Genomic DNA, 24,363 nt, shown 5'->3' on the forward strand with positions numbered 1-24,363 from the left:
TGTTTTATATCTAAAAAGTTAAGCTAACCTTAAGCGTTTACTATTTTCTCTTGGTGACGAATAGATTCTTGATGAATAGCTTTGAACATACGAAGAACGAATTCTTCACTTAGTCCTTTGCTTTCTCCTTCTAGAATCATTGCTCCTAAAATTTCGTTCCAACGTGTACTTTGCAATACTGCAACGTTCTTCTCTTTTTTAAGCTCCCCGATAGCATCTGAAGTTTTCATACGCTTACCTAAAGTTTCGATTAATTGATTATCAAAAATATCAATGTTCGCTCTTAGGTTGTTCAATTTCGCATTGTACTCAGCCTCTGTATTATCTTCTTTACGGATTTTAAGATCTCTCATAATCTGAACCAACTTGTCTGGTGTAACTTGTTGGGCAGCATCACTCCATGCATTATCTGGATCATGATGAGTTTCAATCATCAATCCGTCAAAATTAAGATCTAGAGCAGTTTGTGATACATCAAATATCATATCTCTATTTCCTGTTATGTGAGATGGATCATTGATTATAGGTAAATCTGGAAATTTAGTCTGTAAATCAATTGCCATTTGCCATTCTGGAATATTTCTATATTTCGTTTTCTCATACGTTGAGAAACCTCTATGAATAACTCCTAAATTTTTAATATCCGCAGTAGCCAAACGCTCAACAGCTCCTAACCACAAGGCTAAATCAGGATTTACCGGATTCTTTACCAATACGATTTTATCGGTTCCTTTTAATGCATCAGCAATTTCTTGAACGATAAATGGACTCACAGTTGATCTTGCGCCGATCCATAATAAATCGATATCATGTTCTAAAGCCAATTCAACGTGCGCACGATTCGCTACTTCCGTAGCAGTTTTCATACCCGTTTCAGCCTTAACTTTTTGAAGCCATTTAAGGCCCAATGCGCCTACACCTTCAAAATTTCCTGGGCGAGTACGTGGTTTCCAAATACCTGCTCTGTAATAGTTTACATCGGTATCTTTTAAAGAATGTGCTATACCTAACACTTGGTCTTCTGTTTCCGCACTACATGGCCCTGCTATTACTAGTGGATGGTCTAGCTTTAAATCATCCAACCATGTTCTCATTTGTTTTGAATTTTCCATTTTAATTATTCTATTTCTTGTTTAACGGTATTCCTTTTAATATTCCTTTTATCTTATTCGTATTGTTCATTTCATTGTAAATACCTTCGTAATCATCTTGCAGCAGTAATTCTTTAAATGCTGTAAGATTTTGAATGTATTCTTCTAGTGTTTCAACTACATTCTCTTTATTCTGTTTAAAAATAGGTGTCCACATGGCAGGTGAACTTTTTGCCAAACGCACCGTACTTTCAAATCCACTGCCCGCCATATCGAAAATATCACGTTCGTTTTTCTCTTTCTCAATAACTGTCTTGCCCAACATAAAAGCACTGATATGCGATAAGTGAGACACGTAGGCGATATGCTTATCATGCGCTTCAGGATTCATATAGCGAATACGCATTCCTATTGCTTGAAAGACTTGCAATGCTTTCTCTTGGAGTTTAAAAGCAGTCAACTCAACTTCACAAATTATATTCGTTTTGTCTCTGAACAAATCTTTTATAGCAGCCGACGGACCAGAAAACTCGGTTCCTGATATTGGGTGACATGCTAAAAAGTTTCTTCTCTTCGGATGACTCTCTAAAGTTCTACAGATTAAAGATTTCGTTGACCCGACATCAAAAACAACACAATCTTCAGGTACGGCATCCAATATTTTCGGAAGCTCTGTCACCATAACATCTACCGGAATACTAACAATCACCATATCTGCCAATTGTAAATCTTGGTATGTCGCTTTCTTATCGATAATTCCTAAATCTTTGGCCTCTACCAAATGTGTAGCATTAGAATCTATACCATAAACGGTAACATCTTCTTGCGTAGACTTTATGTCTTTTGCTAAAGAACCTCCAATTAAACCTATACCGATTACAAATACATTCATCAAACTAAAATCTTGCGATTGCCTCTTTTATTTTATCTTCAGTAATACAAAGTGAAAAACGAATATACCCTTCGCCATTGCTGCCGAATATCGTTCCTGGGGTAATGAACAAATCCTTTTTATATAATATGTCATCTATAAACTCTTCGGATGCCACACTACCTTCAGGTAATTTTGCCCAAACGAACAAACCTACAGCCTCTCTATCATAAGAACAACCAAGCGAGTCTGCTAATTGAAAAATCAATTCTCTACGTGCACTGTATACCTTGTTCAATTCAACGAACCAATCATCACTACTTTCTAAGGCTGCTATGGCTCCTTTCTGTATTCCGTAGAACATACCAGAATCCATATTACTCTTCACTTTTAAGATAGCATTGATATGATCTTCACTACCTAAAACAAAACCTACACGCCAACCGGCCATGTTAAACGTCTTGCTCAAAGAATTCAATTCTAAGCAAACCTCTTTCGCATTCGGTATACTTAAAATACTCGCAGGTTCTGAATTAAGGACAAAACTATACGGATTGTCATTAACCAACAGAATATCATGTTCTTTTGCAAAGGCAACAATTTTCACAAATTGTGCTCTAGTCGCCGTAGCACCAGTTGGCATATGCGGATAACTCAACCACATAATTTTCACCTTTGACAAATCTTCTTTTGCCAAATTTTCTAAATCTGGAAACCATCCATTCTCGGCAGTTAAATCATAATACTTCGGCACCGCACCTACCAAATTAGTTACTGATGTATATGTTGGATACCCTGGATTCGGAATCAACACCTCATCACCTGCATTTAAAAAGGCAAGGCTAATATGCATGATGCCTTCCTTAGAACCCATTAATGGTAGAATTTCAGTGGCCGGATCTGCTGTTACGTCAAATCTCTTCTGATAAAAATTAGCTATAGCCTCTCTTAATTGTGGCAAACCTTGATAACTCTGATATTGGTGTGCCCCATTTTCCAATACAGCTTCCTGTATTGAATTAAGCACGTGTTTTGACGGAGTCAAATCTGGACTCCCGATTCCCATATTAATAATAGGTTTACCTTGAGCCATTAAGCCACGTACTTCTCTTAACTTTTTTGAGAAGTAATATTCCTGTATGGTTTTAAGTCTGTCTGCGGTCTGTATCATGCTCTCACATTTTTATATTCACCCAAAACCTTAAAGTCTTCTGTCATGATGTTCAACAGACTTTTTGCTTTTGAAAACTCCTTAAAATCAACAAAGGTTATGTCTACAAAAAAGGCATATTTCCAAGGCGTCTCTATCACTGGTAAAGATTGTATTTTCGTTAAGTTCAATCTGCAATCACTCATAACATTAAGTACAGCGGCTAAACTTCCCCTTTTATGGTCGGTTATAAAACGTACAGAAGCCTTCGTAATTTCGGGCTCTGGCAACGTGCTTTTTTCTGTTTGCACAATGATAAAACGCGTAGCATTATTTTTAATGGTCTGTATGTCGTTTGCTACGATGTCCAAACCATATAATTCTGCCGCAACATTGGGTGCAATAGCTGCAATATGCTCTAATTTTTGTTCTTGTATACGTTTTGCCGTTTCTGCAGTATCTACATCTTCCACTAATTTAATATGTGGATATTGTCTAAAATATTCCTTGCATTGCAACAATGCCATAGGATGTGAACTCACTTCAGAAATATCTTCTATTTTCTGACCTCTCATTACCATAAGGTTATGATGAATGTTTAGATAATACTCGCCAATAATATGTAAGTTATTATGGTTCACCAATGCGTAATTTGGAATTATTGAGCCCGCAATGGAATTCTCAATAGCCATTACCCCTTGGTCTGCCTCTTTAGATAATAACTTATCTACCAACTCATCGAAAGAAAGACATTCAACAAGCTCTATATCATCGCCAAAACAATCTTTTGCTACTTGATGATGATTGGAACCTTTAATTCCCTGTATGGCTATTTTTAAACTCACTTTTAGTCAATTATATTCAAAAAAAAAGTTCCGATATATATCGGAACTTAATTCTATTTTATTTTTAAAATATGCTAGAACAGTCCCGTACCTCTCTTAAAAAAGAAGTAAAAATAAAAACCAGTCCAGAAATATTGTTTTGTCATTGTTCTTGTAAACTTCGGCTAATGTAGTAATTATATTTAAAAATGGTTGTTTTACTTATAATTTTTTTGAGATTATCAATTTCCATCTCAAAACGAACAGTTTTTGTGCAAAACATAACTTTATTGATTTGCGCTTGGTTGAAAGTAAAATGGAATAGACCAATTGTACTCTCGAACATCTCCTAAGGTTTTAGTTACTTCGATTGTATTCTTACCTTTTTGCAATAGTTCCTTGTCTATAAAACCAACGACACCAAACTGCTCTGATATTTGATGGTGTTTTTTAAGAAATTCCATATTTATCAAAACACCATTTAATTTAACCTTATGATATGCATTATAACATTTTAAATAAAAATTACGCCCTCGTAACTTATTTTCAATTCTTGTTAAACCCTCCTCATCTTTATATTCGCCGCATACGGTATCTTGATAATTACGTTCGTTATGAAAGACAGGGATAAATAATTTTACTGTAGTACCTTCAATAATATCTGATTGTATTTGCGGAGTTACCAAAAACGTATTATTTGGATTTTGGTCATAATAATAACCCAGATACATTTGATCACTGTACTGTTTATCTAAATCTATTAAATAAAAAATATTAGTGTCAGTAACTTTAACAATAGCAACACACATTCCAGATACAAAAAACAGCAGAACTAAAAATACTAATGATTTCTTCTTTTTAAAATTAGAAGCAAAAGCCATTGAAACCTGTAATAAATACTTGTACAAAGGACCATAAGTCACCATTGATGCCCATTTCACCAGCTTAAAAAATGAATTCTGAATAATTTCATTATCCTTGAAGGTCTTTAAATTCCCAACGATACTGAAGATGGTTTGTAATACCAACAATAAACCAATTAATACCGCTGGAGCTAACAGTAAATAAGCATGCACATATTCTGATAACAAATTATAAATAAGCATGTAGATACTCATAGACACAGCTAAATAAGAGTAAATCAACAATATGGTAAAAGCTGCCGAAAATATCACACTACACAATTCATCTACTTTTTGAATTGTCTCTTCTTGTTTCGGTAAGATTCCCAATATTTTTTTGGTGTAGATTTTAGAGTAGGCACTATCCTCTAACCCGTAGTCGGGAAAAACCGAATTTAGACCTACTAAACCTATCCAATAGGCACGTAGAAAGAAGTGAATAACAAACATCGAAACCAATATACTCACAGCCAAAAGGCCCATGAAGACAATAAAATATGCGTATTTATATTGCTCAACAGGTAAAAGTTCAATGTATCTATTAGTAATCCACTCTACTAAACCAAATAATTGAAATGTACCAAAAATGGCGATGGCAGAGACCAGTAATTCTGCCTCCCAACTTTCTTCCTTTAATCGCTGAAGCCATTTTAAGGCATTCTTATTCTCTAAAATTTCGGTAGTTTCTGTTGGTTGGCTCATAAAGGTTAATCAAATCATATTGATTGGTAAAACTAAGATACCCTTTCTTCAAATACTTGAAAAACAATTATATCATTAACACTCAACTGGATTAAAAAAACAGTTGATAACGGAATCTAACTCTTCCTGAATTTTAGGATCCGTACAATTTATTAAAATTGAAAAAACAAGTTGCTCCGCCGGATATATAAAGAAATTAGAATATCCTCCTACTCCATTACCTACATGTCCGTAGAATTCTCTGCCATGTAAATCTTCACTTACCTGCCAGCCTAAACCATAGTATATTTTCTTACCATTTACCTGCTGAGAAGTTATAAATTGATTAAGAATTTCTTCTTTTACTATAATTTTATTGCCCAAATATGCCTGTCCGAATTTGGCAATATCTTCCGATGTAGAAAGATAACCACCACCCGCCAATTTGTAAAAATTATCTACAGGAATGGCTTTTCTAAAACCGGCTGCAATCTTCGTATAAAAAGTAGCCTTTCTACTAGTACCCTGCAAAAAATCGCCATTTTTATTCTTACCATTAGGAGGTTCAGGAACTAACGTATTTATCATCCCCAAAGGATTCAATACCCTTTCTTGAACATATTGCTCAAAAGGAATTCCACTAGCCTCTTGCATTGCAAAGGAAATTAAAACCCAATCGAAACTATTATATAAATACCCTTTACCAGGTTCAAACAACAAAGGCGAATCTTCAAAAACCCTTAAACTATCTTTTATAGTCAAAGATTTATTTAACCCATATTCTTTTCCTTGATACCCTCTAATTCCTGCAGTATGGCTAGCCAATTGTCTAATAGTAAAATCCCATTGTTTTTTAGGATAATAAGGAACATACGTATAAAAAGAAGCATCCAAATCTAATATTCCATCTTGAACCATGCATGCCAATGCGGTAGCTGCAATCGGTTTTGATACACTGGCAATTCGAAAAATTGTTTGTTGTGGATCTATGTATGATTTTTGCTCCGAGTCGGCATAGCCATATCCTTTTTGAAAAATGGTTTTTCCTTTCTTTAAGACTGTAATAGACAAACCCGGAAACTTATTTTTCGCATACAAATCTTGCAAAAACGAATCTGCCTTCACTAATCCCTGCAATTCAAGATTTTCTCCTATTACACGATTAGCAGCAAATATATTTTTTAGATATTTAAGTATGGGATTCATTCCACAAAAATAAGTCTGCCATTATATAACTCTTCAACCGCGACCTCAGTAGGTCTGGTATAACTTAAAACATCTCCTGTACCTCGAAGAACACCCGAAATTTTTAATTGCGGATTAACAAGTATATCGTTTGATCCTCTATGATTTAGATTTACATTTTGAGCTATCAACTCTTGTGCCTCTATTCGAGAATCACCAGCTGCTATATTGATATTCAAATTTCCCACATTTCCCCTTAAATTGAAATAGGCAATACCATTTACCGTAATACTTAACGATGTTACGTTTAAATCTAAATTGAACTCACCATCCGTAGTTTCTGCTTCAGGATTTGTAAAACTTTCTGATAGCAAGCTTAGGTTCTCAAAACTTAAAACTCCGTCGCTTCGAATAGGAAAACCTGTACTGCTACGAATACTAGTTAAATTTGGGGTTGTCACATACACTACTGTTGTAACATAGTCCCTTACATAATTACAGTCATTCGTATCGGATAATATTAAACGACCATCTTCTACCACTGCAGCTACTTCATTCCGTAAATTCTTACCAGTTTCAATTTCAACCTTTTGGGTCGCTCCTTGCTTTACTACCAAGGTAATATTTTCAAAAACGGTTATCGTAGTAAACTCCGCTACCTCAACATCTTCTCTAATAATTTCTCCCGTCTCTTGAAAACAATCTGATGCATTTTCAGAATCACAAGAATTTAAAGAAATAAGAATGAATAGGAAACACAACAGGCTAAAGAGGCTCCGACTGCGTTCAATCAGATAACTATTTATACTATAATTTATTTTTTCTTTCATCCTATAATCTTATTCCAATTCCGAACTCAACAGCCTCTGCTTTTGCTCCATGCGATTTCAAGGTTATTGCCCCATACATTTTATCTCCAAAATAACGTTTCAACCCCATACGGTTATACATACGACCCTCAAAATCAAAAGGGTAATACACATAATAACCTAATTGAGAAATAATTGACATTTTATTAATGAACAATTCATGTCCTACAAAAACACCTACCCGCTTATAGTCGTCGTCTGCCGCAACATTATTTTCAGGAAATGCTATACTTTGATAGCGAATTAATTCTTTTAAGAAATTGGAGAAATATACGTCTGTCCCCAATTGAATGGCACTCTTTCTCCCTAACCTTTTATCGGCGTAAGCAGAAAGCACAACAAATCCGTATTGTCCTGAATCAATTACATCACTTTCATTCAACCCTGTTCTTAACGCAAAATTATATCGTAAAGGCTCTGTTACTTTTTCTTTTTCACGATGTACATATTCAATTTCAGTACCCCCATCAAGGTCATATACCAAGCCCGCATTAAAAGCCAATGTATTCGTTGAAGTATTCGGTGCCCTAAAATTTGCATTTGAATAATGCATGATAGAAATACCCGCCTTAAAGCCTAATCCTGCAAAAATATTCTCTTTATGATAATTAAACATGAGGTACGTTGAACTCAAAACATCAGACCCATAAGCATTATTCCGAAAGTTAGTTACCTTATCATACGGATTAGTTACATACGCTATTCCTTGACCAATACGCAATTGCAGGTTTCGTTTTAATAGGTAAAAATTATAATGTGCGTATAAACCGTAATTATCACCTAGCGTTTTATTATTTGTATTCTGATAAATAAATGAATACCCTAAATCTGGATAATTATATAATTCTTCCCACGCTTTAGAACCATAGGTCTTACGGTTATAGCTAAGAATAACACCATTAGGATGCTCACTTATCAAATGAGATATATCTGGATTGTGCAACATAATCGACCCATAGAATTGATTCACATCTAGGGTGTACTTTTTAAGCTCAGTACTTTCTTGCGAAAAACAAAAGGAAACGGAAAAAAGTAGGAAAACAAATAGCCTTAGATTCATGGAAAGCAAAAATAAATATATAGTATTAAGTACTGAGCATGAAGTATCAAGTTCTTTTAAAACATTTCGCTTTAAATCTAATTACTATTTAACCTGTACTAGGTGCAAACTAAAAAAGTTCTTTAGCTATCGCTTTTATATTATCAGATTTCCCCATAGAATAGTAATGTAAGACAGGTACACCGGCTGCTTTCAATTCTTTCGATTGCTGAATGGCCCATTCTATACCTACGGCCCTAACTTCTTTATTATTTTTACAACTATCTACAGCTTCTATTAAATCTTGTGGAATATCTATTCGAAATACTTGAGGCAACAACTGCAAATGACGTTGCACCGCAATAGGCTTAATACCAGGTATAATGGGTACTGTAATTCCAATATTTTTTGCAGCCTCAACGAACTCAAAATACTTTTGATTATTAAAAAACATCTGGGTAACGACATAATCAGCTCCTGCATCCACTTTCTCCTTCAATCGCTTAAGATCAGATTGTAAGGACGGTGATTCTAAATGCTTTTCAGGGTAACCCGCTACACCAATACAAAATTCACTCGAATGCTCGCTCTCTATCGTTTCATGTAAATACTTACCGCAATTAAGATCTTTAATCTGCTTAACTAAATCTATCGCAAATGGGTGCCCCCCATCCGTTGGTTCAAAATACTTCTGCTCACTACGAGCATCTCCACGTAAAGCCATTACATTTTGTATTCCTAAATAATGGCAATCGACCAACATATACTCCGTCTCCTCTCTGGTAAAACCTCCACAAATGACATGCGGTACCGTATCAATATTATATTTATGTTGAATAGAAGCACAAATACCTACCGTACCAGGGCGCATACGTGTTGTTTTTTTATCAAGAAGTCCTTCTTTCTGTACATAAATAGTCTCTTCCCTAGATGTGGTAACATCAATAAATGGAGGATTAAATTCCATCAACGGGTCTATATTATTATACAGTTCCTGTATATTTCTCCCTTTAACCGGCGGTACTATTTCAAATGAAAATAGCGTTTTACCTTTGGCGTTAGTAATATGGTCAGTTACTTTCATATTCTTGCTGCTGTCCTCTATAAACGTGAGGAAACCTTGTTCAGGCTTTATTTATTAATTCTTAATCAACTTTATTTTGGGCGTTCGGGCGGGCTTTCTGCTATATTTTTTCTATTGAACAACTTGAGGTTTAATCTCAAGCTTATGAACAAAAATAGAAAAAAATGCCGCTTCAATCCCTAACGCGTATTACACATCTACAATATTTGGAGATAACCATTTCTCCGCCTTTTCAAAAGCTATGCCCTTTCTTTCAGCAAAGTCTTTCACCTGATCCTCTTTTATTTTTCCAAGTCCAAAATAGCGTGCTTCTGGATTTCCAAAATAATAACCACTTACAGATGCCGCTGGCCACATAGCCAAACTATCTGTTAGCTCGACACCAATTGTTTCTTTTACCTTTAAAACATCCCAAATAGTCAATTTTTCTAAATGATCCGGACAAGCAGGATACCCTGGCGCAGGACGAATACCTTTATATGATTCATGTATCAGTTCTTCATTGCTTAACTCTTCTTTCGAAGCATAACCCCAATGCTTCATACGTACCTCTTTATGGAGGTATTCTGCGAATGCTTCGGCCAATCTGTCTGCCAATGCTTTCACTAAAATAGAATTATAATCGTCCAAAGCCTTTTCATATTGGGTCGCCAATTCTGCAGTACCAAAGCCTGTAGAGACGCAAAAACAACCGATGTAATCTTGTTTACCACTTTCTTTAGGAGCTATGAAATCTGCCAACGCATAGTCAGCCACTCCTTCTCTTTTCTGCAATTGTTGACGTAGCGTTCGGAACGTGTAGTTCTCGACTGTACTCGGGTCGATATTAATAGGTCCTACAGAAATATCATCATCGTTAACTGAATTTGCTGGAAAAAGTCCGAAGATTCCTTTGGCCTTCAATTGTTTTTTAGAAATGATTTGCTTTAACATTTCTTGAGCGTCAGCAAATAATTCGGTAGCCTGCTCACCTACTACATCATCGGTTAAAATTGCAGGGTATTTCCCATGTAATTCCCAACTTCTAAAGAACGGAGTCCAATCAATATAGGGAACTAAAAGATTTAAATCCATATCTTCAATAACCTGAATACCTAAGGTATTAGGCTTACATATTTCAGATGTTTTCCAATCAATTTTAAACTTGTTTCTACGTGCTGCAGAAATAGGTTTATATGTTTTACTTGAAGATCTATTTAAAAATTTACCTCGAAAAACATCATAATCTTCTTTAATACCCTTTTTGTAACTTGTAGACGTTTCCTTTTTTAATAAATCGCCCACCACAGTTACAGCTCTAGACGCATCATTTACATGAACTACGGCCTCACTATATTTCGTATCTATTTTTACGGCAGTATGAGCCTTACTTGTTGTAGCGCCACCAATCAATAAAGGAAGTTTAAAATTCTTACGCTCCATTTCCTTGGCCATATGTACCATTTCATCCAACGAAGGCGTAATTAATCCACTAAGACCAATAATATCTACATTGTGCTCAATGGCAGCTGCAATAATTTTTTCTGGTGGTACCATCACCCCCAAATCCACAATTTCGTAATTGTTACAAGCTAAAACGACACCAACAATATTTTTACCGATATCATGAACATCGCCCTTTACCGTTGCCATCAATATTTTTCCGGCACTATTAGAGTCTCCCTCTTGTGGATTCAGCAATTTTTCTTCTTCGATATACGGCAATAAATACGCAACCGCTTTTTTCATGACGCGTGCAGACTTAACTACTTGGGGTAGAAACATTTTACCACTACCAAATAAATCTCCAACAACGTTCATACCGGTCATTAAATTTCCTTCAATAACCTCTATTGGTTTATCGGCAACCTGCCTAGCTTCTTCTATATCTTCAATTATATATTGGTCAATACCTTTTACCAAAGCACGCGTAATTCTATCTTGTAAAGGTTCTTCTCGCCACGATAAATCAATCTTACTTTCTTTTGTTTTCCCAACGACTGAGTCTGCAAAATCGAGTAATCTCTCCGTTGCATCATCTCGTCTATTTAAAATAACATCTTCTACACGCTCCAATAAATCTTTAGGTATATCATCATATACCTCCAACATACTCGGGTTCACGATACCCATGTTCATACCTGCCTTAATTGCGTGATATAAAAATACCGAGTGCATCGCTTCTCGAACAGGATTATTTCCTCTAAAAGAAAAAGAAACATTACTTACCCCACCGCTGACACTAGCATGAGGAAGGTTTTCACGAACCCATTTCGTAGCCTTTATAAAATCTAGTGCATTAAGCTTATGCTCATCCATTCCTGTTGCAACAGGAAAAATATTAAGGTCAAAAATAATATCCTCAGGAGCGAAATTTACTTTTTCAACTAAAACGTCATACGACCGTTTAGCAATTTCGATACGTCGTTCATAATTATCTGCTTGGCCAACTTCATCGAATGCCATTACTATTACCGCGGCACCATACCGTTTTATCAATTTAGCATGATGCAAAAACTGCTCTTCACCTTCTTTTAAGCTTATAGAATTTACCACACATTTACCTTGAACAACCTGTAAACCTGCCTCTATAATTTCCCACTTAGAACTATCTATCATGATAGGTACTCGCGAAATATCGGGCTCAGCAATGACCAAGTTCAAAAACTTGACCATAGCCTCCTTACCATCAATTAAGCCATCGTCCATATTTATGTCAATGACCTGAGCTCCATTTTCAACTTGTTCTCTAGCAACCGCTAATGCCTCTTCAAATCGCTCTTCTTTTACAAGACGAAGAAACTTTTTTGAACCAGCAACATTAGTTCGTTCACCAACATTTATAAAGTTGGTTTCCGGAGTAACGATTAAAGGTTCGAGTCCACTCAACCGCAGATATCTGGTTGTTGGTTGTTGGTTGGTTGTTGTTGTTGGTATTTTAGACCTATTGCTCATTTAATCTATATCACTTTTTAAAATAATTGATAAATCCATTTATCAATTTCTTACAGCTAATAATTCTCTTATTTATAGCTTCAAAATCTTCTTTCTCAATATAACTTAAATCAAGAGCTATATATAGTTGGGTCTCCAATTCATATAAAGAACCTCTTGAAATATGTAAAAACTGTATTGTATCAGCTGCTGTTCTTCTTCCGCAACCTTCTGCTATATTTGAGGGAATAGAAACAGCGCAACGCCTTAGTTGATTTGTAAGTCCGTAAGTTTCTTCCTTTGGAAAGGACTTTGTTATAGAATATATATCCTTTACAAGGACCCTCGATTCTTTCCAAACATCCAATTCTGTGTAAACCTTCATTATCTTACTATTTTTTTGCCATCAACCAACAACTAGCAACTAAAATTCTCGCGGAGCAAAATTTTCAACCATCTTTGCTATCGCTGTAATATGTTCTGGGGTAGTACCGCAACAACCGCCAACAATATTAATCAATCCTTTTTCTACATATTCCCTAATTTGTTCTGCCATCTGATCGGGAGTTTCATCATACTCGCCAAAAGCATTAGGTAAACCTGCATTAGGATGTGCAGATACTGCATGCTCACTTTTGGTTGACAACACCTCTAAATGGGGAATTAATTGACTGGCGCCTAAAGCACAATTGAAGCCTACCGATAAAATAGGAATATGGGAAATAGAAATCAAAAATGCCTCTGCAGTTTGACCGGATAATGTTCTACCCGATGCATCGGTAATTGTTCCGCTAACCATAATAGGAACATCAATATTTCGCTCTTCTTTCACTTCTTCAATAGCGAATAATGCAGCTTTTGCATTGAGGGTGTCAAATATAGTTTCTACCAACAGTAAATCTGAACCACCATCTAACAAAGCTTCAACTTGTTGTTTGTAAGCTATTCTTAATTCATCAAAAGATATTGCTCTATAACCAGGATCATTCACATCTGGCGACATACTTGCCGTCTTATTAGTAGGGCCAATACTCCCTGCAACAAAACGAGGTTTATTCGGCTCTTTTTTAGTGAATTCATCGGCAACCATTTTAGCGATACGTGCAGACTCATAATTGAGTTCATACACCAAATTTTCCATATGGTAGTCAGCCATGGCAATGGTTGTGCCTGAAAAGGTATTTGTTTCTACGATATCTGCACCTGCACCAAAATACTTACGATGAACTTCTGCAATTGCTTCTGGCTGTGTTAAGGATAATAAATCATTATTACCTTGCAGTGGATGCTCCCAATCTTTAAATCGTTCGCCTCTAAAATCTTCTTCCTGGAATTTATATCGCTGTAGCATGGTACCCATAGCACCATCCAATATTAAAATTCTTTCTTTTAAAATTTCCTTTATATCCTTCATATTTCACTGTAAAAGGTTCTACGTTCAATAAAAGTTAATACGAATCAAGCAAGGAAAGGATAGAGTATGATCTTTCTTAAGTTATCTGTCTTTATCGTGTCATTACGAATGACTTGTCCTGTAACCCTCCGAAATTCTGAAGCAGGAAAAAGATAGAATGTAGCACCTTCTTGTCCTATTGGGAAAGGGTTGCCAAGGTTTCATCGGGTCTAGTCCCTCCGCCTTTCTTGATAACGTTTCAATCTATTTATGAACGAATTGCAAAGTAACGGTACTACCCGTTGTAATCCAAAACTTCATTGAACTTTTTAGCCAACGAAATTTCGAGAATTTGTCTTAAAAAAAACCTCTGAAAATGCAAAATCTTCAGAGGTCTTACTATTATTAGTATTTACTTTATGCAATACTCTGTACGACTTCTTTTTTAGCTTCTTTTTTCGAGCCATCAAATCCTTCAACACCACCTACGGTAGTATATTTCATAACATACCTTTTTCCCGGATTGATTTGTTGATATGCAAACTGACACATTACTGCAGCTTCATGAAAACCTGAAAGAATTAATTTTAATTTACCTTCATACGTATTCACATCACCAATTGCATACACCCCAGGTATATTGGTCTGGTAATCTCTTGCATTATTGACCTTAATTGCATTCTTCTCTATATCCAATCCCCATCCACCTATTGGTCCTAATTTAGGAGAAAGTCCGAATAAAGGAATGAAGTGATCAACCTCTAAATACGTGTCTTCCTTTTCTTTATCTGTATGTTTAAGTACTACCGCTTCAAGCTGATTCTTACCATGCAACTCCTTTACCTCAGCTTTGGTCACCAATTTAATCTTGCCCAATTTAGCAAGTTCAGATGCTTTTTCAACCGAATCTAAAGCCCCTCTAAACTCATCTCTTCTGTGAACCAAGGTTACCTCGGAAGCTACATCAGTTAAGAAAATTGCCCAATCTAAAGCAGAATCGCCACCACCGGCAATAACTACTTTTTTATCTCTATATACCTCAGGATCTTTAATCATGTAAGAAACACCGGTATCCTCAAAATTTACAATATTAGAAATGGGAGGCTTTCTTGGTTCGAAAGAACCTAACCCTCCAGCAATAACCACTACAGGCGCATTATGTTTTGTTCCCTTATTTGTTGTTACTACAAAAGAACCATCTTCTAATTTATCTAAAGTCTCCGCTCTTTCACCTAATGTAAACCCAGGTTCAAAAGGTCTAATCTGTTCCATAAGGTTATCTACCAATGTACCTGCTAAAATTTCTGGAAATGCAGGAATATCATAAATCGGTTTTTTAGGATAAATCTCTGAACATTGACCACCTGGTTGGGGTAATGCATCTATTAAATGCGTTTTCAACTTTAATAATCCCGCTTCAAATACCGTAAATAATCCGGTTGGCCCCGCTCCTATAATGAGCATATCTGTTTTAATCATACCTCTTTTTTAGTATTGAGTAAATAGTATTGAGTTTCTTTTCCTAAAATCACTCTCTTACTACCACTCTTTATTTTACTTACAACTTATAACCCTCTATTTAAACTTCTTATTAATTAACTATTAATTGTTTCGACTGCACTCAACCGAACATTTTCATCATTCGAATATGCACGCTTTGCCTCTATCAAAGATTCGCGATGTCTTACCACCTCGCCTATTATTATGATTGCAGGATTTGAAAGCTTTTGTTTCTCAACCACCTCAACTATAGTTTCAATAGTGGCTACACCAACTTTTTCATTTTCTCGCGTACCATTTTGAATAATTGCAATTGGCATTTCTGACTTACCCTCATCCTTAAATAAATCTACTATTTGAGGTAGTTTTGACATTCCCATTAAAATTACCACTGTCGCACTACTTTTAGCTGCCAATGCTACATCTGTAGATAATTTATGCTCTTTAGTAGTACCCGTAATTACCCAAAAACTTTCTGACGCTCCTCTTTTGGTAACAGGTATATTTTGATATGCAGGTACACTTAAACTTGATGAAATACCAGGCACCATAGCAACTTCTAAACCAAACGCGGCAGCATATTCCATCTCTTCTGATCCACGACCAAAAACAAAAGGATCTCCCCCTTTCAATCGCACCACATGTCCGTGAGATTTGGCTCTACTTATAATAAGTTCGTTGATTTGCTCTTGCTGATACGCATAACAACCTTTACGCTTGCCAACGAATATTAATTCTGCATTCTTAGCATAAGTCAAAAGCTCTTCATTCACTAGAGCATCATACAAAACCACATCTGCATTCTCTAAAGTCTTGATTGCTTTCAAGGTAATGAGTTCGATATCACCAGGACCTGCGCCAACAACAGTTAACCTCCCTATGCGTTGCGAGGGAGCGTCAACTATTGAATTGATTGTTTTTTGATTGGATAAATTATTGATGTGCATATTATACTTCTGCTAATTCTTGTTGTCTAAATTTTGCAACAGTTTCTAAAAATAACTTCGCATCTTTTAAATAAAATTCAGCAAATGCTTTTGAAGGCTCTTTTTTATTCAATTGAAGCACCATATGTTCAAATCCGCCTGCAACAGCAATTCTTCCATCGGCTACAAATTTCTCATCGAAATCTTTAATGATACTTACATGCGTATTTACTTTCGTATTCTCTGACGTTAACATTGCTTTCGCAGAATTTACCATTGAAGAATACGCGTGATAGATGCTCGCAGACCATTTTTCTGCGTCGAACATATCTTGTGCATTCTGAATTTTCTCTTCACTTTCAAAAAGTAACGTTGCAATTAAATCAATTACGACACCAGCACATTCACCAACACCAATTGCTTTCTCATAACGTTCTGTATTTCCCCAGTCAATAAAATCTTCAGCAGTCAAATCGTCTACTGATGATAATGGAGTCAGGAAATCATAGAAATACATTTGACCTTTTTCTGCATAATAATCTGGGAATGATAAATCACCTCCATTTGCATCAAAGTCATTTAGTATTAAACGTAATGCTTCTGGACCTCTTTTACTTGGTACTTTCACTACCTTATCAGCAAAACGACCTTGACCATTACCATCAGTACTACCACCTAATAATACTTGAAGCGCAGGTGCTACTAATTTATCTTTTGTACGGACAGACATCCCTTGAAAACCAATATTTGCCATATTGTGTTGTCCGCAGGCATTCATACATCCACTTATTTTTATAACAACATCTTCGTTGTTTATATAATCTGGATATTCTGTTTTTATAACTCTTTCTAATTCCTCTGCAATACCTGTACTACTGGCAATACCTAAATTACATGTATCTGTACCTGGGCAAGCAGTTATGTCTAAAGCTTTATTATAACCAACATCTGCAAAACCTAATTTCTTTAATTCCGAATAGAAAAATTCAATATTTTCTTCTTTTACGAAGGGAATTAGAATGTTTTGACGAAGCGACAAACGTAGCTCTCCCGCTGCATATTTCTGCACCAAATTCGCTAATAAACGCGCCTTATCTGTATAAAAATCACCTAATAAAACTTTGATGCCGATAGCAACATAACCAAGTTGTTTCTGCGGAACCACATTCGTTAATTTCCACTGTTCAAATTCTTTTGCATCCGTTATTTCAACTGCAGGAACTTTTAAATCTGAAACTTTAGTCTTAGGATAATCTTCTGGATTAATTGGAAATGTATCAAAAGGAACCGCTGTTTTCTCCGCAGCCAATAATTCTTTAAATCCGTCCAGACCTAAATCTTTCAACAAGAATTTCATTCTTGCCTTTGCTCTACTCTTACGTTCACCGTAACGGTCAAAAACCCGTATAACCGTTTCCATTAAAGGAATAATTTGATCTGCTGGTAAAAAGCTATATAACTCATCTGCATGTCTTGGCTGAGAACCCAATCCGCCACCAAGCATTACTTTAAATCCTGGTTCTTCATTTTCAAGCTTAGCAATAAAGCCTAAATCATGCATGTAAGACAATCCGGTATCGGCATCACTAGCAGAGAAAGAAACCTTGAACTTACGTCCCATTTCTTGACTCACAGGATTACGTAGAAAATACTGAAATAAGGCATGTGCATATGGTGAAACATCAAAAGGCTCATCTACATCAATACCTGCAGTTTCACTCGCCGTAACGTTACGAACTGTATTTCCACAAGCCTCTCTTAACGTTATATCATCTTTCTCTAATTGTGACCATAATTCAGGTGTTCTGTTCAAATCTACATAGTGAATTTGAATATCTTGACGCGTAGTAATGTGCAATCTACCCGTAGAATACTCATCTGACACATCACAAATACGAAGCAATTGCTTAGAAGTTACCTTTCCGTAAGGTAACTTTATACGAATCATTTGAACGCCTTCTTGACGCTGACCATATACTCCTCGAGCCAAACGTAGGCTTCTAAATTTCTCCTCATCTAGTTTACCTCCATGGAACTCATGAATCTTACGTTCCAATTCAAGGATATCCTTTTCAACTACCTGATTTTCTATTTCTGTTCTAAAACTCTGCATCGCTTAGTATTAAATGTTCAGCACCATGTACCGAGATAAATTATTACTATATTTTGCCTATAGATTTTATAGACTTATTAAAAACAGCCAATATTACAATTGACCTTTTCTATTTAACTAATGAAGCCCGCTCCTACGGTACTATTAGATTTTGTATCTATTAAAATAAACGAACCGTTAGTTCTGTGATTCTTAAATTGATCATAGAAGATTGGTTTATTTAAACGGAAGCTAACTTGGGCAATATCATTCATGCCTAACGAATCGATTTCCGTATCAATACCTGAATAATCTGGAGCTATCTTATGATGCACTTGTTCAACCTTAGCCAAAACTTTATTGACACCGTGTTGTACTATATATTTATTTCCGGCAGCTAACGGTAATGAATCCATCCAAGAAATAGTAGCAGTAAATTGTTTATCAACTGTTGGTAAATCATTAGCCTTCACTAACATGTCGCCACGACTTAAATTAATTTCATCATCTAATGTTATCGTCACCGACGACCTTCTAGATGCTGTTTTATATTTCTTGTCATGGAAATAAATATCCTTTATTCTAGATCGTGTTTGTGACGGAAGCGCTACCACCTCATCACCTACACTTAATTCACCACCATACACTTTACCCGCAAATCCTCTAAAATCATGATGCTCATCCGTTTTTGGACGGATAACATACTGGACTGGGAAACGTGGCGTACCCACATTAAAAATATCTTTCCTATCTAAAGTCTCAAAATGCTCTAATAATGTTTGTCCCTCATACCACGGCGTCTTATCAGATTTGTTTACCACATTATCTCCCTTTAATGCACTCACAGGGATAAATGTTATTTTTTGATCTTGATAATCACGCTTAGCCATCAATTCTTCAAAATCAGCTTTAATAGCGTTATATTTTTCTTCAGAATAATCTACCAAATCCATCTTATTAATCGCTACAACAACATCTTTGATACGTAACAAATTATTGATGAAAAAGTGTCTATTCGTTTGTTCGATAACTCCTTTACGCGCATCTATTAAAATAATGGCAGCTTGAGAAGTAGAAGCTCCTGTAACCATGTTACGGGTATATTCTACATGCCCAGGGGTATCTGCTATGATGTAACTTTTCTTTGCTGTAGAGAAATAGATATGGGCAACATCTATTGTTATTCCCTGCTCACGTTCTGCAACCAAACCATCTGTCGCTAAAGAGAAATCTAAATAATCGTATCCCTTTTGCTTACTGGTCTTTTCTATTGCTTCCAACTTATCGCTAGTAAGTGATTTTGTATCGTAAAGTATTCTTCCAATTAAGGTACTTTTACCATCATCTACACTACCTGCTGTTGCTATTTTTAGTACTTCCAATTTCGTTGTTCGTTGTTGGTTGTCGGTTGTTGGTTTTATTCGTGATTTCCTATCAACGAACAACCAACAACTATCAACCAGATTAAAAATATCCTTGTTGTTTTCTTTTCTCCATGGCTGCTTCAGAACGTTTGTCGTCTATACGAGCCCCTCGTTCTGAAATAGTGGAATCTCTAATTTCCTCTACGACCTTGTCTATACTTACAGCATCTGACAAAACGGCCGCTGTACAAGACATATCACCTACCGTACGGAAACGAACTAATCGTTCTTCTACTACCTCATCTTCTTCTCTGAATACAATATCATCTTCTGCAGACCATATCATACCATCCCTTAAAAAAGTTTTACGTTTATGCGCAAAATAGATAGACGGAATTTCAATTTCTTCCTCTTTGATATACGACCACACATCTAATTCGGTCCAATTAGATATTGGAAATACCCGTACATTCTGACCTAATTCAATTTGACCGTTCAACATATCGAACAACTCTGGACGCTGATTACGCTCATCCCATTGTCCGAAATCATCCCGAACTGAAAATATACGTTCCTTAGCCCTTGCTTTCTCTTCATCTCTACGTGCACCACCAATACAAGCATCGAATTTAAATTCTTCGATTGCATCTAATAGTGTTGTTGTCTGTAAACTATTTCTACTAGAATATCTACCAGACTCTTCCTTTACTTTTCCTTGATCAATAGAATCTTGTACATTTCTTACGATGAGCTCTAATCCTAATTCTTCTACCAACCGATCTCTAAATTCTACAGTTTCAGGAAAATTATGCCCCGTATCAATATGCATTAAAGGGAAAGGTATTTTTGAAGGCCAAAAAGCTTTTTGTGCCAATCGAACCAATGTGATAGAATCTTTACCTCCAGAAAATAAAAGAACTGGCTTCTCGAATTGCGCAGCAACTTCTCTTATAATGTAAATAGCTTCATTCTCTAGCGCATTAATATGTGCCGTATCATTTAAAAGTTCAAGCTGAGGTTGTAATTCTAATTCCGTACTTGTGTTACTCATTATACTTTTCTTAGATAAATTATCTTAATTCTATTCTATCCCTGTATTAACTATGTAATCCACATTCTCTATTCTCTAACACCTTTGTTGGGTCAAAATAGTTATGCTCGTTGGGGAGTTTATATTTTTTTAAATAGGTATCTAGCTGTGTATCGTTCCAGTGATAAAATGGACTCACCTTTAAAACACCATCTTTACTTAGGCTTAAAATATCTAAGCTGTCTCGCAAAGCAGTTTGTCCTTTTCTAAGATTGGTAAACCATACATCTGGTTTAAAATCTGACATCGCCCTTTTAAAAGGCTCTAGCTTCACTTGTTCTGTAAATTCTGCATGCCTAGGATCATCAATTTGCGGTATTCCCATAACTGCATCTCTGTGAGCGGTTGTCTGCTTAGGAACATATAGTTTAATATTCAAGTTCAGTTTTCCTATTAATTCTTCTGCGTGCTTATAGGTCTTAGGCGTATTATACCCAGTATCGCACCAAACTACAGGAATATCATTTCGTACTTCAGATATAGCATGTAAAATAGCCACCTCATAAGGTCTGAAATTGGTCGTTACCACTGGCGCTTGACCATGTTTAACCGCCCATGAAATTATTTCTTCTGGTGGAATACCTTTAAACTGAACATTCAATTTTTGAACTTGTGCGTCTGTTAGTGCCATATTACTATCCCCTTTTATTATTTACCCCACTTAATTAAATTCCAAAAACGCTCATGAAAAAAGTATAAAACCATTTTCGTTACAAAATCAATGGATGCGATTGAGGCAGCAACTGAAATTTCACCAGTAAGTATATAAGATATAATCAAGGTATCTAATGTACCGATCACCCTCCAACTAAAGGCCTTCGCAATACTACGTATAGGTTTTTCAGATGTTTTATCATCTTCGTACGTTGTTTTGCTTTCTTTTTTATTAAAAATAAGTTGATCTGCAATCATCCTTTTATTCAATTTTTATTACCCTACTAATTTAATAGAGTTTTCAAAAATAATATTTATTTCCAAAGTAGTCGGATAAAATCAAAATAAATTTCCATTACCCCATAGATTTAGTAGATTATTAATAAAAAGGCGTGAAAAATTCATATTTCGCAATGTATTTGACAATTGCAAAAAAGAGGTTTAATAAAACTTAAGTATTTATGAGATAATATCCTTCAGCGTGTTATTTCTATAAACATCTAACGCACTGTCACGCACTTGTAGCATTAATTTGTGTACAGAACAAGCTTGTTCATCGGGGCAATCATCACAGCTTTCATAAAAATTGAGACTTACACAAGGTACCATGGAAATAGGACCTTCCAAAACGCGCATTACATCGGTCATAGAAATTTCTTCTGGAGTTTTCAATAAATAATAACCTCCACCTTTCCCCTTTTTAGAACCTAAAAAACCAGTCTTTCTAAGACTTAAAAGAATACTCTCCAAGAATTTCTGGGATATGTTCTCCTTCTCAGCAATTTCTGAAATCTGTACAGGCTTTTTATCTTTTTGTGAAGCTAAATAAGCGAGGGCCTTTAAACCGTATTTTGTCTTTTTGGAGAGCATAATGCTAAGATAGCCAAATATAAAAATATCCCTATTATACTTTAAGTCACAATTTCGACGTTCATACATTCAACCCTAAAAACAAATCATGAAAAAATATTTATTACTATCAATTTTAACAGCATATACTGTGATACTCTCTTCATGTTCTAAAGATGAAGATGGTGTTTCTAACGCTACCGAAGCTCAGATTGTAGGCTCTTGGAACCTTACAGCACTCGAAGCTACAGATGGTAGATCGAACACTACTATCGAAGACACTTCAATACCTGCCACTTTTAATGCTGTTGGTAAAGATTTTGATACTATTGTCACTTTTTCAGAAGAGCCACAAATTGTTACTAGCGAAGGCTCTTACACCACTGTTTTAACGACTACAATAATGGGCCAAACTGAAACAGATGAACAGGATGGGGAAGATTTTTTTCAGTCTAATGAATGGAGATTAGACGGCAGTACGCTATATTTTGGTTCAGGTGATGATGAAGTTGGTTTTACTATAATAGAACTTAATGATTCTAAAATATCTCTTCGCTACAACTTAGATGAAACAGTAGAATCATTTATCGGTACTTCAACCGTTAGCGCAACCTATAACATGACGTTAAGCAAATAAAATTATTTCTTACAAATGAAAAAGCCCGGTATATACCGGGCTTTTTTTATGTTTTGAAATGTTATTACCCTAAGGCTTGCTCAATATCAGCTATGATATCATCTATATGTTCTAAGCCAACCGATATACGCACCATACCATCTGAGATACCGACAGCAGCACGCTCTTTAACACTTAACTTACTATGCGTAGTTGATGCCGGATGCGTTACAATTGTTCTTGAATCTCCCAAATTGGCAGAAAGAGATAATAGTTTTATAGAATCGAAAAACTCTCTACCAGCATCTAAACCACCCTTTACTTCAAATGCTACTACACAACCACCTGCCTTCATTTGCTTTTTGGCGATTTCATATTTCGGATGCGATTTTAAGAATGGATATTTTACCCAATTAATGTTCTCGTTACCTTCCAGATATTCTGCAAGTTTCAGTGCATTTTCACAATGTCTATCTACGCGTACCGCCAAAGTTTCTAAACTTTTAGAAAGTACCCATGCATTGAATGGTGACAAAGCCGGACCAGTTATTCGAGAAAATCGATAGACTTTATCCATCAATTCTGAATTACCAACCGTAATTCCTGCTAGAACTCTACCTTGACCGTCCATTAATTTAGTTCCGGAATGAATTACTAAATCAGCGCCGAACTTTATCGGTTGCTGCAAATAGGGCGTTGCAAAACAATTATCAATAATCAAAATTAGATTATTACGCTTAGCAATCTTTCCTAATTCTTCCAAATCCAACACATCAACTCCTGGGTTGGTAGGTGTTTCAGCATAGATTATTTTGGTGTTGGGAGTGATCATACTTTCAATCTGCTCCAATTCGTCAATCTTAAAATAGGTGTGACTAATATTCCATTTTGGAAAGAAATTAGAAAATAACGAGTGGGTTGAACCGAATATACTTCTAGCCGATAATATATGATCACCACTATTTAAAAGTGCTGCTAATGTTGAAAAAACTGCTGCCATACCCGATGCGAACGCAAATCCGTTTTCGGCACCTTCCATTTGACATACCTTTTCTATAAATTCAGATGAATTAGGATTGGAATATCTAGAATAAATATTTCGCTCTTTCTCTTCTGCAAATGAAGCACGCATATCTTCAGCATCTTCAAACACAAAACTAGAGGTCAGATATAAAGGAACGGAATGCTCTAGATTCTCACTACGTTTTAATTGCGTACGTATGGCGTTTGTTTCAAACTTATTATTGTTCTCTTTCATCTCTATTTTCTT

General features: G+C 35.8%; 22 protein-coding genes and 1 riboswitch. Of the genes, 1 reads left to right on the forward strand and 21 read right to left on the reverse strand.

The genetic code is table 11. The annotated features are described in order from the left end of the window. Positions 1-29 precede the first annotated feature (29 nt). The 20 genes from AAC084_RS15835 to AAC084_RS15930 form a co-directional block, all read right to left on the reverse strand. Positions 30-1,112, reverse strand: a complete 1,083-nt coding sequence (locus AAC084_RS15835) for a bifunctional 3-deoxy-7-phosphoheptulonate synthase/chorismate mutase type II (protein ID WP_339841182.1) — start codon at positions 1,110-1,112, stop codon at positions 30-32. A 10-nt stretch (positions 1,113-1,122) separates the two neighbouring features. Next, a complete protein-coding gene (locus tag AAC084_RS15840; protein WP_339841183.1) occupies positions 1,123-1,983 on the reverse strand; it encodes a prephenate dehydrogenase in 861 nt (286 codons plus the stop codon). Between the two features lie 4 nt (positions 1,984-1,987). Beyond that, entirely contained in the window at positions 1,988-3,133 is a 1,146-nt protein-coding gene (locus tag AAC084_RS15845) for an aminotransferase class I/II-fold pyridoxal phosphate-dependent enzyme (RefSeq protein ID WP_339841184.1), read from the reverse strand. Beyond that, positions 3,130-3,957, reverse strand: coding sequence for a prephenate dehydratase (locus AAC084_RS15850; protein WP_339841185.1), 828 nt, complete (start codon positions 3,955-3,957; stop codon positions 3,130-3,132). Before AAC084_RS15850 ends, AAC084_RS15845 begins: the two co-directional genes overlap by 4 nt. 266 nt (positions 3,958-4,223) lie before the next feature. Further along, on the reverse strand, positions 4,224-5,540 hold the full coding sequence (locus AAC084_RS15855; RefSeq protein WP_339841186.1) for a hypothetical protein: 1,317 nt from the start codon (positions 5,538-5,540) through the stop codon (positions 4,224-4,226). A 75-nt stretch (positions 5,541-5,615) separates the two neighbouring features. Next, positions 5,616-6,725 (reverse strand): serine hydrolase domain-containing protein, encoded by a 1,110-nt coding sequence (locus AAC084_RS15860; RefSeq protein WP_339841187.1) that lies wholly within the window; start codon positions 6,723-6,725, stop codon positions 5,616-5,618. After that, a complete protein-coding gene (locus AAC084_RS15865) occupies positions 6,722-7,534 on the reverse strand; it encodes a head GIN domain-containing protein (RefSeq protein WP_339841188.1) in 813 nt (270 codons plus the stop codon). Before AAC084_RS15865 ends, AAC084_RS15860 begins: the two co-directional genes overlap by 4 nt. Position 7,535: 1 nt before the next feature. Next, positions 7,536-8,633 carry an acyloxyacyl hydrolase gene (locus AAC084_RS15870; protein ID WP_339841189.1) on the reverse strand — a complete coding sequence of 366 codons (1,098 nt, stop codon included), beginning with the start codon at positions 8,631-8,633 and terminating at the stop codon, positions 7,536-7,538. A 109-nt stretch (positions 8,634-8,742) separates the two neighbouring features. Then, a complete protein-coding gene (gene metF, locus AAC084_RS15875; protein ID WP_339841190.1) occupies positions 8,743-9,696 on the reverse strand; it encodes a methylenetetrahydrofolate reductase [NAD(P)H] in 954 nt (317 codons plus the stop codon). Between the two features lie 189 nt (positions 9,697-9,885). After that, positions 9,886-12,630 carry a methionine synthase gene (gene metH, locus AAC084_RS15880; protein ID WP_339841191.1) on the reverse strand — a complete coding sequence of 915 codons (2,745 nt, stop codon included), beginning with the start codon at positions 12,628-12,630 and terminating at the stop codon, positions 9,886-9,888. A 10-nt stretch (positions 12,631-12,640) separates the two neighbouring features. Further along, entirely contained in the window at positions 12,641-12,994 is a 354-nt protein-coding gene (locus AAC084_RS15885) for a four helix bundle protein (RefSeq protein ID WP_339841192.1), read from the reverse strand. Between the two features lie 39 nt (positions 12,995-13,033). Beyond that, positions 13,034-14,023 (reverse strand): homocysteine S-methyltransferase family protein, encoded by a 990-nt coding sequence (locus AAC084_RS15890; protein WP_339841193.1) that lies wholly within the window; start codon positions 14,021-14,023, stop codon positions 13,034-13,036. A 118-nt stretch (positions 14,024-14,141) separates the two neighbouring features. After that, a riboswitch (SAM riboswitch) is annotated at positions 14,142-14,260 on the reverse strand. Between the two features lie 159 nt (positions 14,261-14,419). After that, a complete protein-coding gene (locus AAC084_RS15895; RefSeq protein WP_339841194.1) occupies positions 14,420-15,481 on the reverse strand; it encodes an NAD(P)/FAD-dependent oxidoreductase in 1,062 nt (353 codons plus the stop codon). Positions 15,482-15,597: 116 nt separating this feature from the next. Next, a complete protein-coding gene (gene cobA, locus AAC084_RS15900) occupies positions 15,598-16,416 on the reverse strand; it encodes a uroporphyrinogen-III C-methyltransferase (RefSeq protein ID WP_339841261.1) in 819 nt (272 codons plus the stop codon). Between the two features lie 34 nt (positions 16,417-16,450). Beyond that, positions 16,451-18,541, reverse strand: coding sequence for a nitrite reductase (locus AAC084_RS15905; protein ID WP_339841195.1), 2,091 nt, complete (start codon positions 18,539-18,541; stop codon positions 16,451-16,453). A 113-nt stretch (positions 18,542-18,654) separates the two neighbouring features. After that, the gene (locus tag AAC084_RS15910) at positions 18,655-19,902 is read right to left on the reverse strand and encodes a GTP-binding protein (protein WP_339841196.1); all 1,248 of its coding nucleotides are present in this window, start codon (positions 19,900-19,902) and stop codon (positions 18,655-18,657) included. Between the two features lie 82 nt (positions 19,903-19,984). Next, on the reverse strand, positions 19,985-20,935 hold the full coding sequence (gene cysD / locus AAC084_RS15915) for a sulfate adenylyltransferase subunit CysD (RefSeq protein ID WP_339841197.1): 951 nt from the start codon (positions 20,933-20,935) through the stop codon (positions 19,985-19,987). Between the two features lie 46 nt (positions 20,936-20,981). Next, positions 20,982-21,605, reverse strand: coding sequence for a phosphoadenosine phosphosulfate reductase family protein (locus AAC084_RS15920; protein WP_339841198.1), 624 nt, complete (start codon positions 21,603-21,605; stop codon positions 20,982-20,984). A 17-nt stretch (positions 21,606-21,622) separates the two neighbouring features. Then, on the reverse strand, positions 21,623-21,886 hold the full coding sequence (locus tag AAC084_RS15925) for a DUF2061 domain-containing protein (protein ID WP_339841199.1): 264 nt from the start codon (positions 21,884-21,886) through the stop codon (positions 21,623-21,625). A 201-nt stretch (positions 21,887-22,087) separates the two neighbouring features. Next, positions 22,088-22,498, reverse strand: coding sequence for an Rrf2 family transcriptional regulator (locus AAC084_RS15930; protein WP_339841200.1), 411 nt, complete (start codon positions 22,496-22,498; stop codon positions 22,088-22,090). Positions 22,499-22,586: 88 nt separating this feature from the next. On the opposite strand from AAC084_RS15930, the gene AAC084_RS15935 reads away from it, so the two are divergent. Beyond that, positions 22,587-23,114, forward strand: a complete 528-nt coding sequence (locus AAC084_RS15935) for a hypothetical protein (RefSeq protein ID WP_339841202.1) — start codon at positions 22,587-22,589, stop codon at positions 23,112-23,114. A gap of 64 nt (positions 23,115-23,178) precedes the next feature. Here AAC084_RS15935 and AAC084_RS15940 read toward each other — a convergent pair whose 3' ends face one another. Continuing rightward, a complete protein-coding gene (locus tag AAC084_RS15940) occupies positions 23,179-24,351 on the reverse strand; it encodes an aminotransferase class I/II-fold pyridoxal phosphate-dependent enzyme (RefSeq protein WP_339841204.1) in 1,173 nt (390 codons plus the stop codon). Between the last annotated feature and the right edge of the window lie 12 nt (positions 24,352-24,363).

The organism is uncultured Maribacter sp., from assembly GCF_963977385.1.
In the GTDB taxonomy this organism is placed as follows: Bacteria; Bacteroidota; Bacteroidia; order Flavobacteriales; family Flavobacteriaceae; genus Maribacter.

Excerpts from the sequence above, each read along its gene's own strand:
- AAC084_RS15840 (WP_339841183.1), bottom strand. The coding sequence starts at position 1,983 with ATGAATGTATTTGTAATCGGTATAGGTTTAATTGGAGGTTCTTTAGCA.
- AAC084_RS15905 (WP_339841195.1), bottom strand. The coding sequence starts at position 18,541 with ATGCAGAGTTTTAGAACAGAAATAGAAAATCAGGTAGTTGAAAAGGAT.
- AAC084_RS15845 (WP_339841184.1), bottom strand. The coding sequence starts at position 3,133 with ATGATACAGACCGCAGACAGACTTAAAACCATACAGGAATATTACTTC.
- AAC084_RS15835 (WP_339841182.1), bottom strand. The coding sequence starts at position 1,112 with ATGGAAAATTCAAAACAAATGAGAACATGGTTGGATGATTTAAAGCTA.
- AAC084_RS15935 (WP_339841202.1), top strand. The coding sequence starts at position 22,587 with ATGAAAAAATATTTATTACTATCAATTTTAACAGCATATACTGTGATA.
- AAC084_RS15925 (WP_339841199.1), bottom strand. The coding sequence starts at position 21,886 with ATGATTGCAGATCAACTTATTTTTAATAAAAAAGAAAGCAAAACAACG.
- AAC084_RS15860 (WP_339841187.1), bottom strand. The coding sequence starts at position 6,725 with ATGAATCCCATACTTAAATATCTAAAAAATATATTTGCTGCTAATCGT.
- cysD (WP_339841197.1), bottom strand. The coding sequence starts at position 20,935 with ATGAGTAACACAAGTACGGAATTAGAATTACAACCTCAGCTTGAACTT.
- AAC084_RS15920 (WP_339841198.1), bottom strand. The coding sequence starts at position 21,605 with ATGGCACTAACAGACGCACAAGTTCAAAAATTGAATGTTCAGTTTAAA.
- AAC084_RS15895 (WP_339841194.1), bottom strand. The coding sequence starts at position 15,481 with ATGATTAAAACAGATATGCTCATTATAGGAGCGGGGCCAACCGGATTA.
- metH (WP_339841191.1), bottom strand. The coding sequence starts at position 12,630 with ATGAGCAATAGGTCTAAAATACCAACAACAACAACCAACCAACAACCA.
- AAC084_RS15940 (WP_339841204.1), bottom strand. The coding sequence starts at position 24,351 with ATGAAAGAGAACAATAATAAGTTTGAAACAAACGCCATACGTACGCAA.
- AAC084_RS15890 (WP_339841193.1), bottom strand. The coding sequence starts at position 14,023 with ATGAAGGATATAAAGGAAATTTTAAAAGAAAGAATTTTAATATTGGAT.
- AAC084_RS15870 (WP_339841189.1), bottom strand. The coding sequence starts at position 8,633 with ATGAATCTAAGGCTATTTGTTTTCCTACTTTTTTCCGTTTCCTTTTGT.
- metF (WP_339841190.1), bottom strand. The coding sequence starts at position 9,696 with ATGAAAGTAACTGACCATATTACTAACGCCAAAGGTAAAACGCTATTT.
- AAC084_RS15885 (WP_339841192.1), bottom strand. The coding sequence starts at position 12,994 with ATGAAGGTTTACACAGAATTGGATGTTTGGAAAGAATCGAGGGTCCTT.
- AAC084_RS15865 (WP_339841188.1), bottom strand. The coding sequence starts at position 7,534 with ATGAAAGAAAAAATAAATTATAGTATAAATAGTTATCTGATTGAACGC.
- AAC084_RS15855 (WP_339841186.1), bottom strand. The coding sequence starts at position 5,540 with ATGAGCCAACCAACAGAAACTACCGAAATTTTAGAGAATAAGAATGCC.
- AAC084_RS15930 (WP_339841200.1), bottom strand. The coding sequence starts at position 22,498 with ATGCTCTCCAAAAAGACAAAATACGGTTTAAAGGCCCTCGCTTATTTA.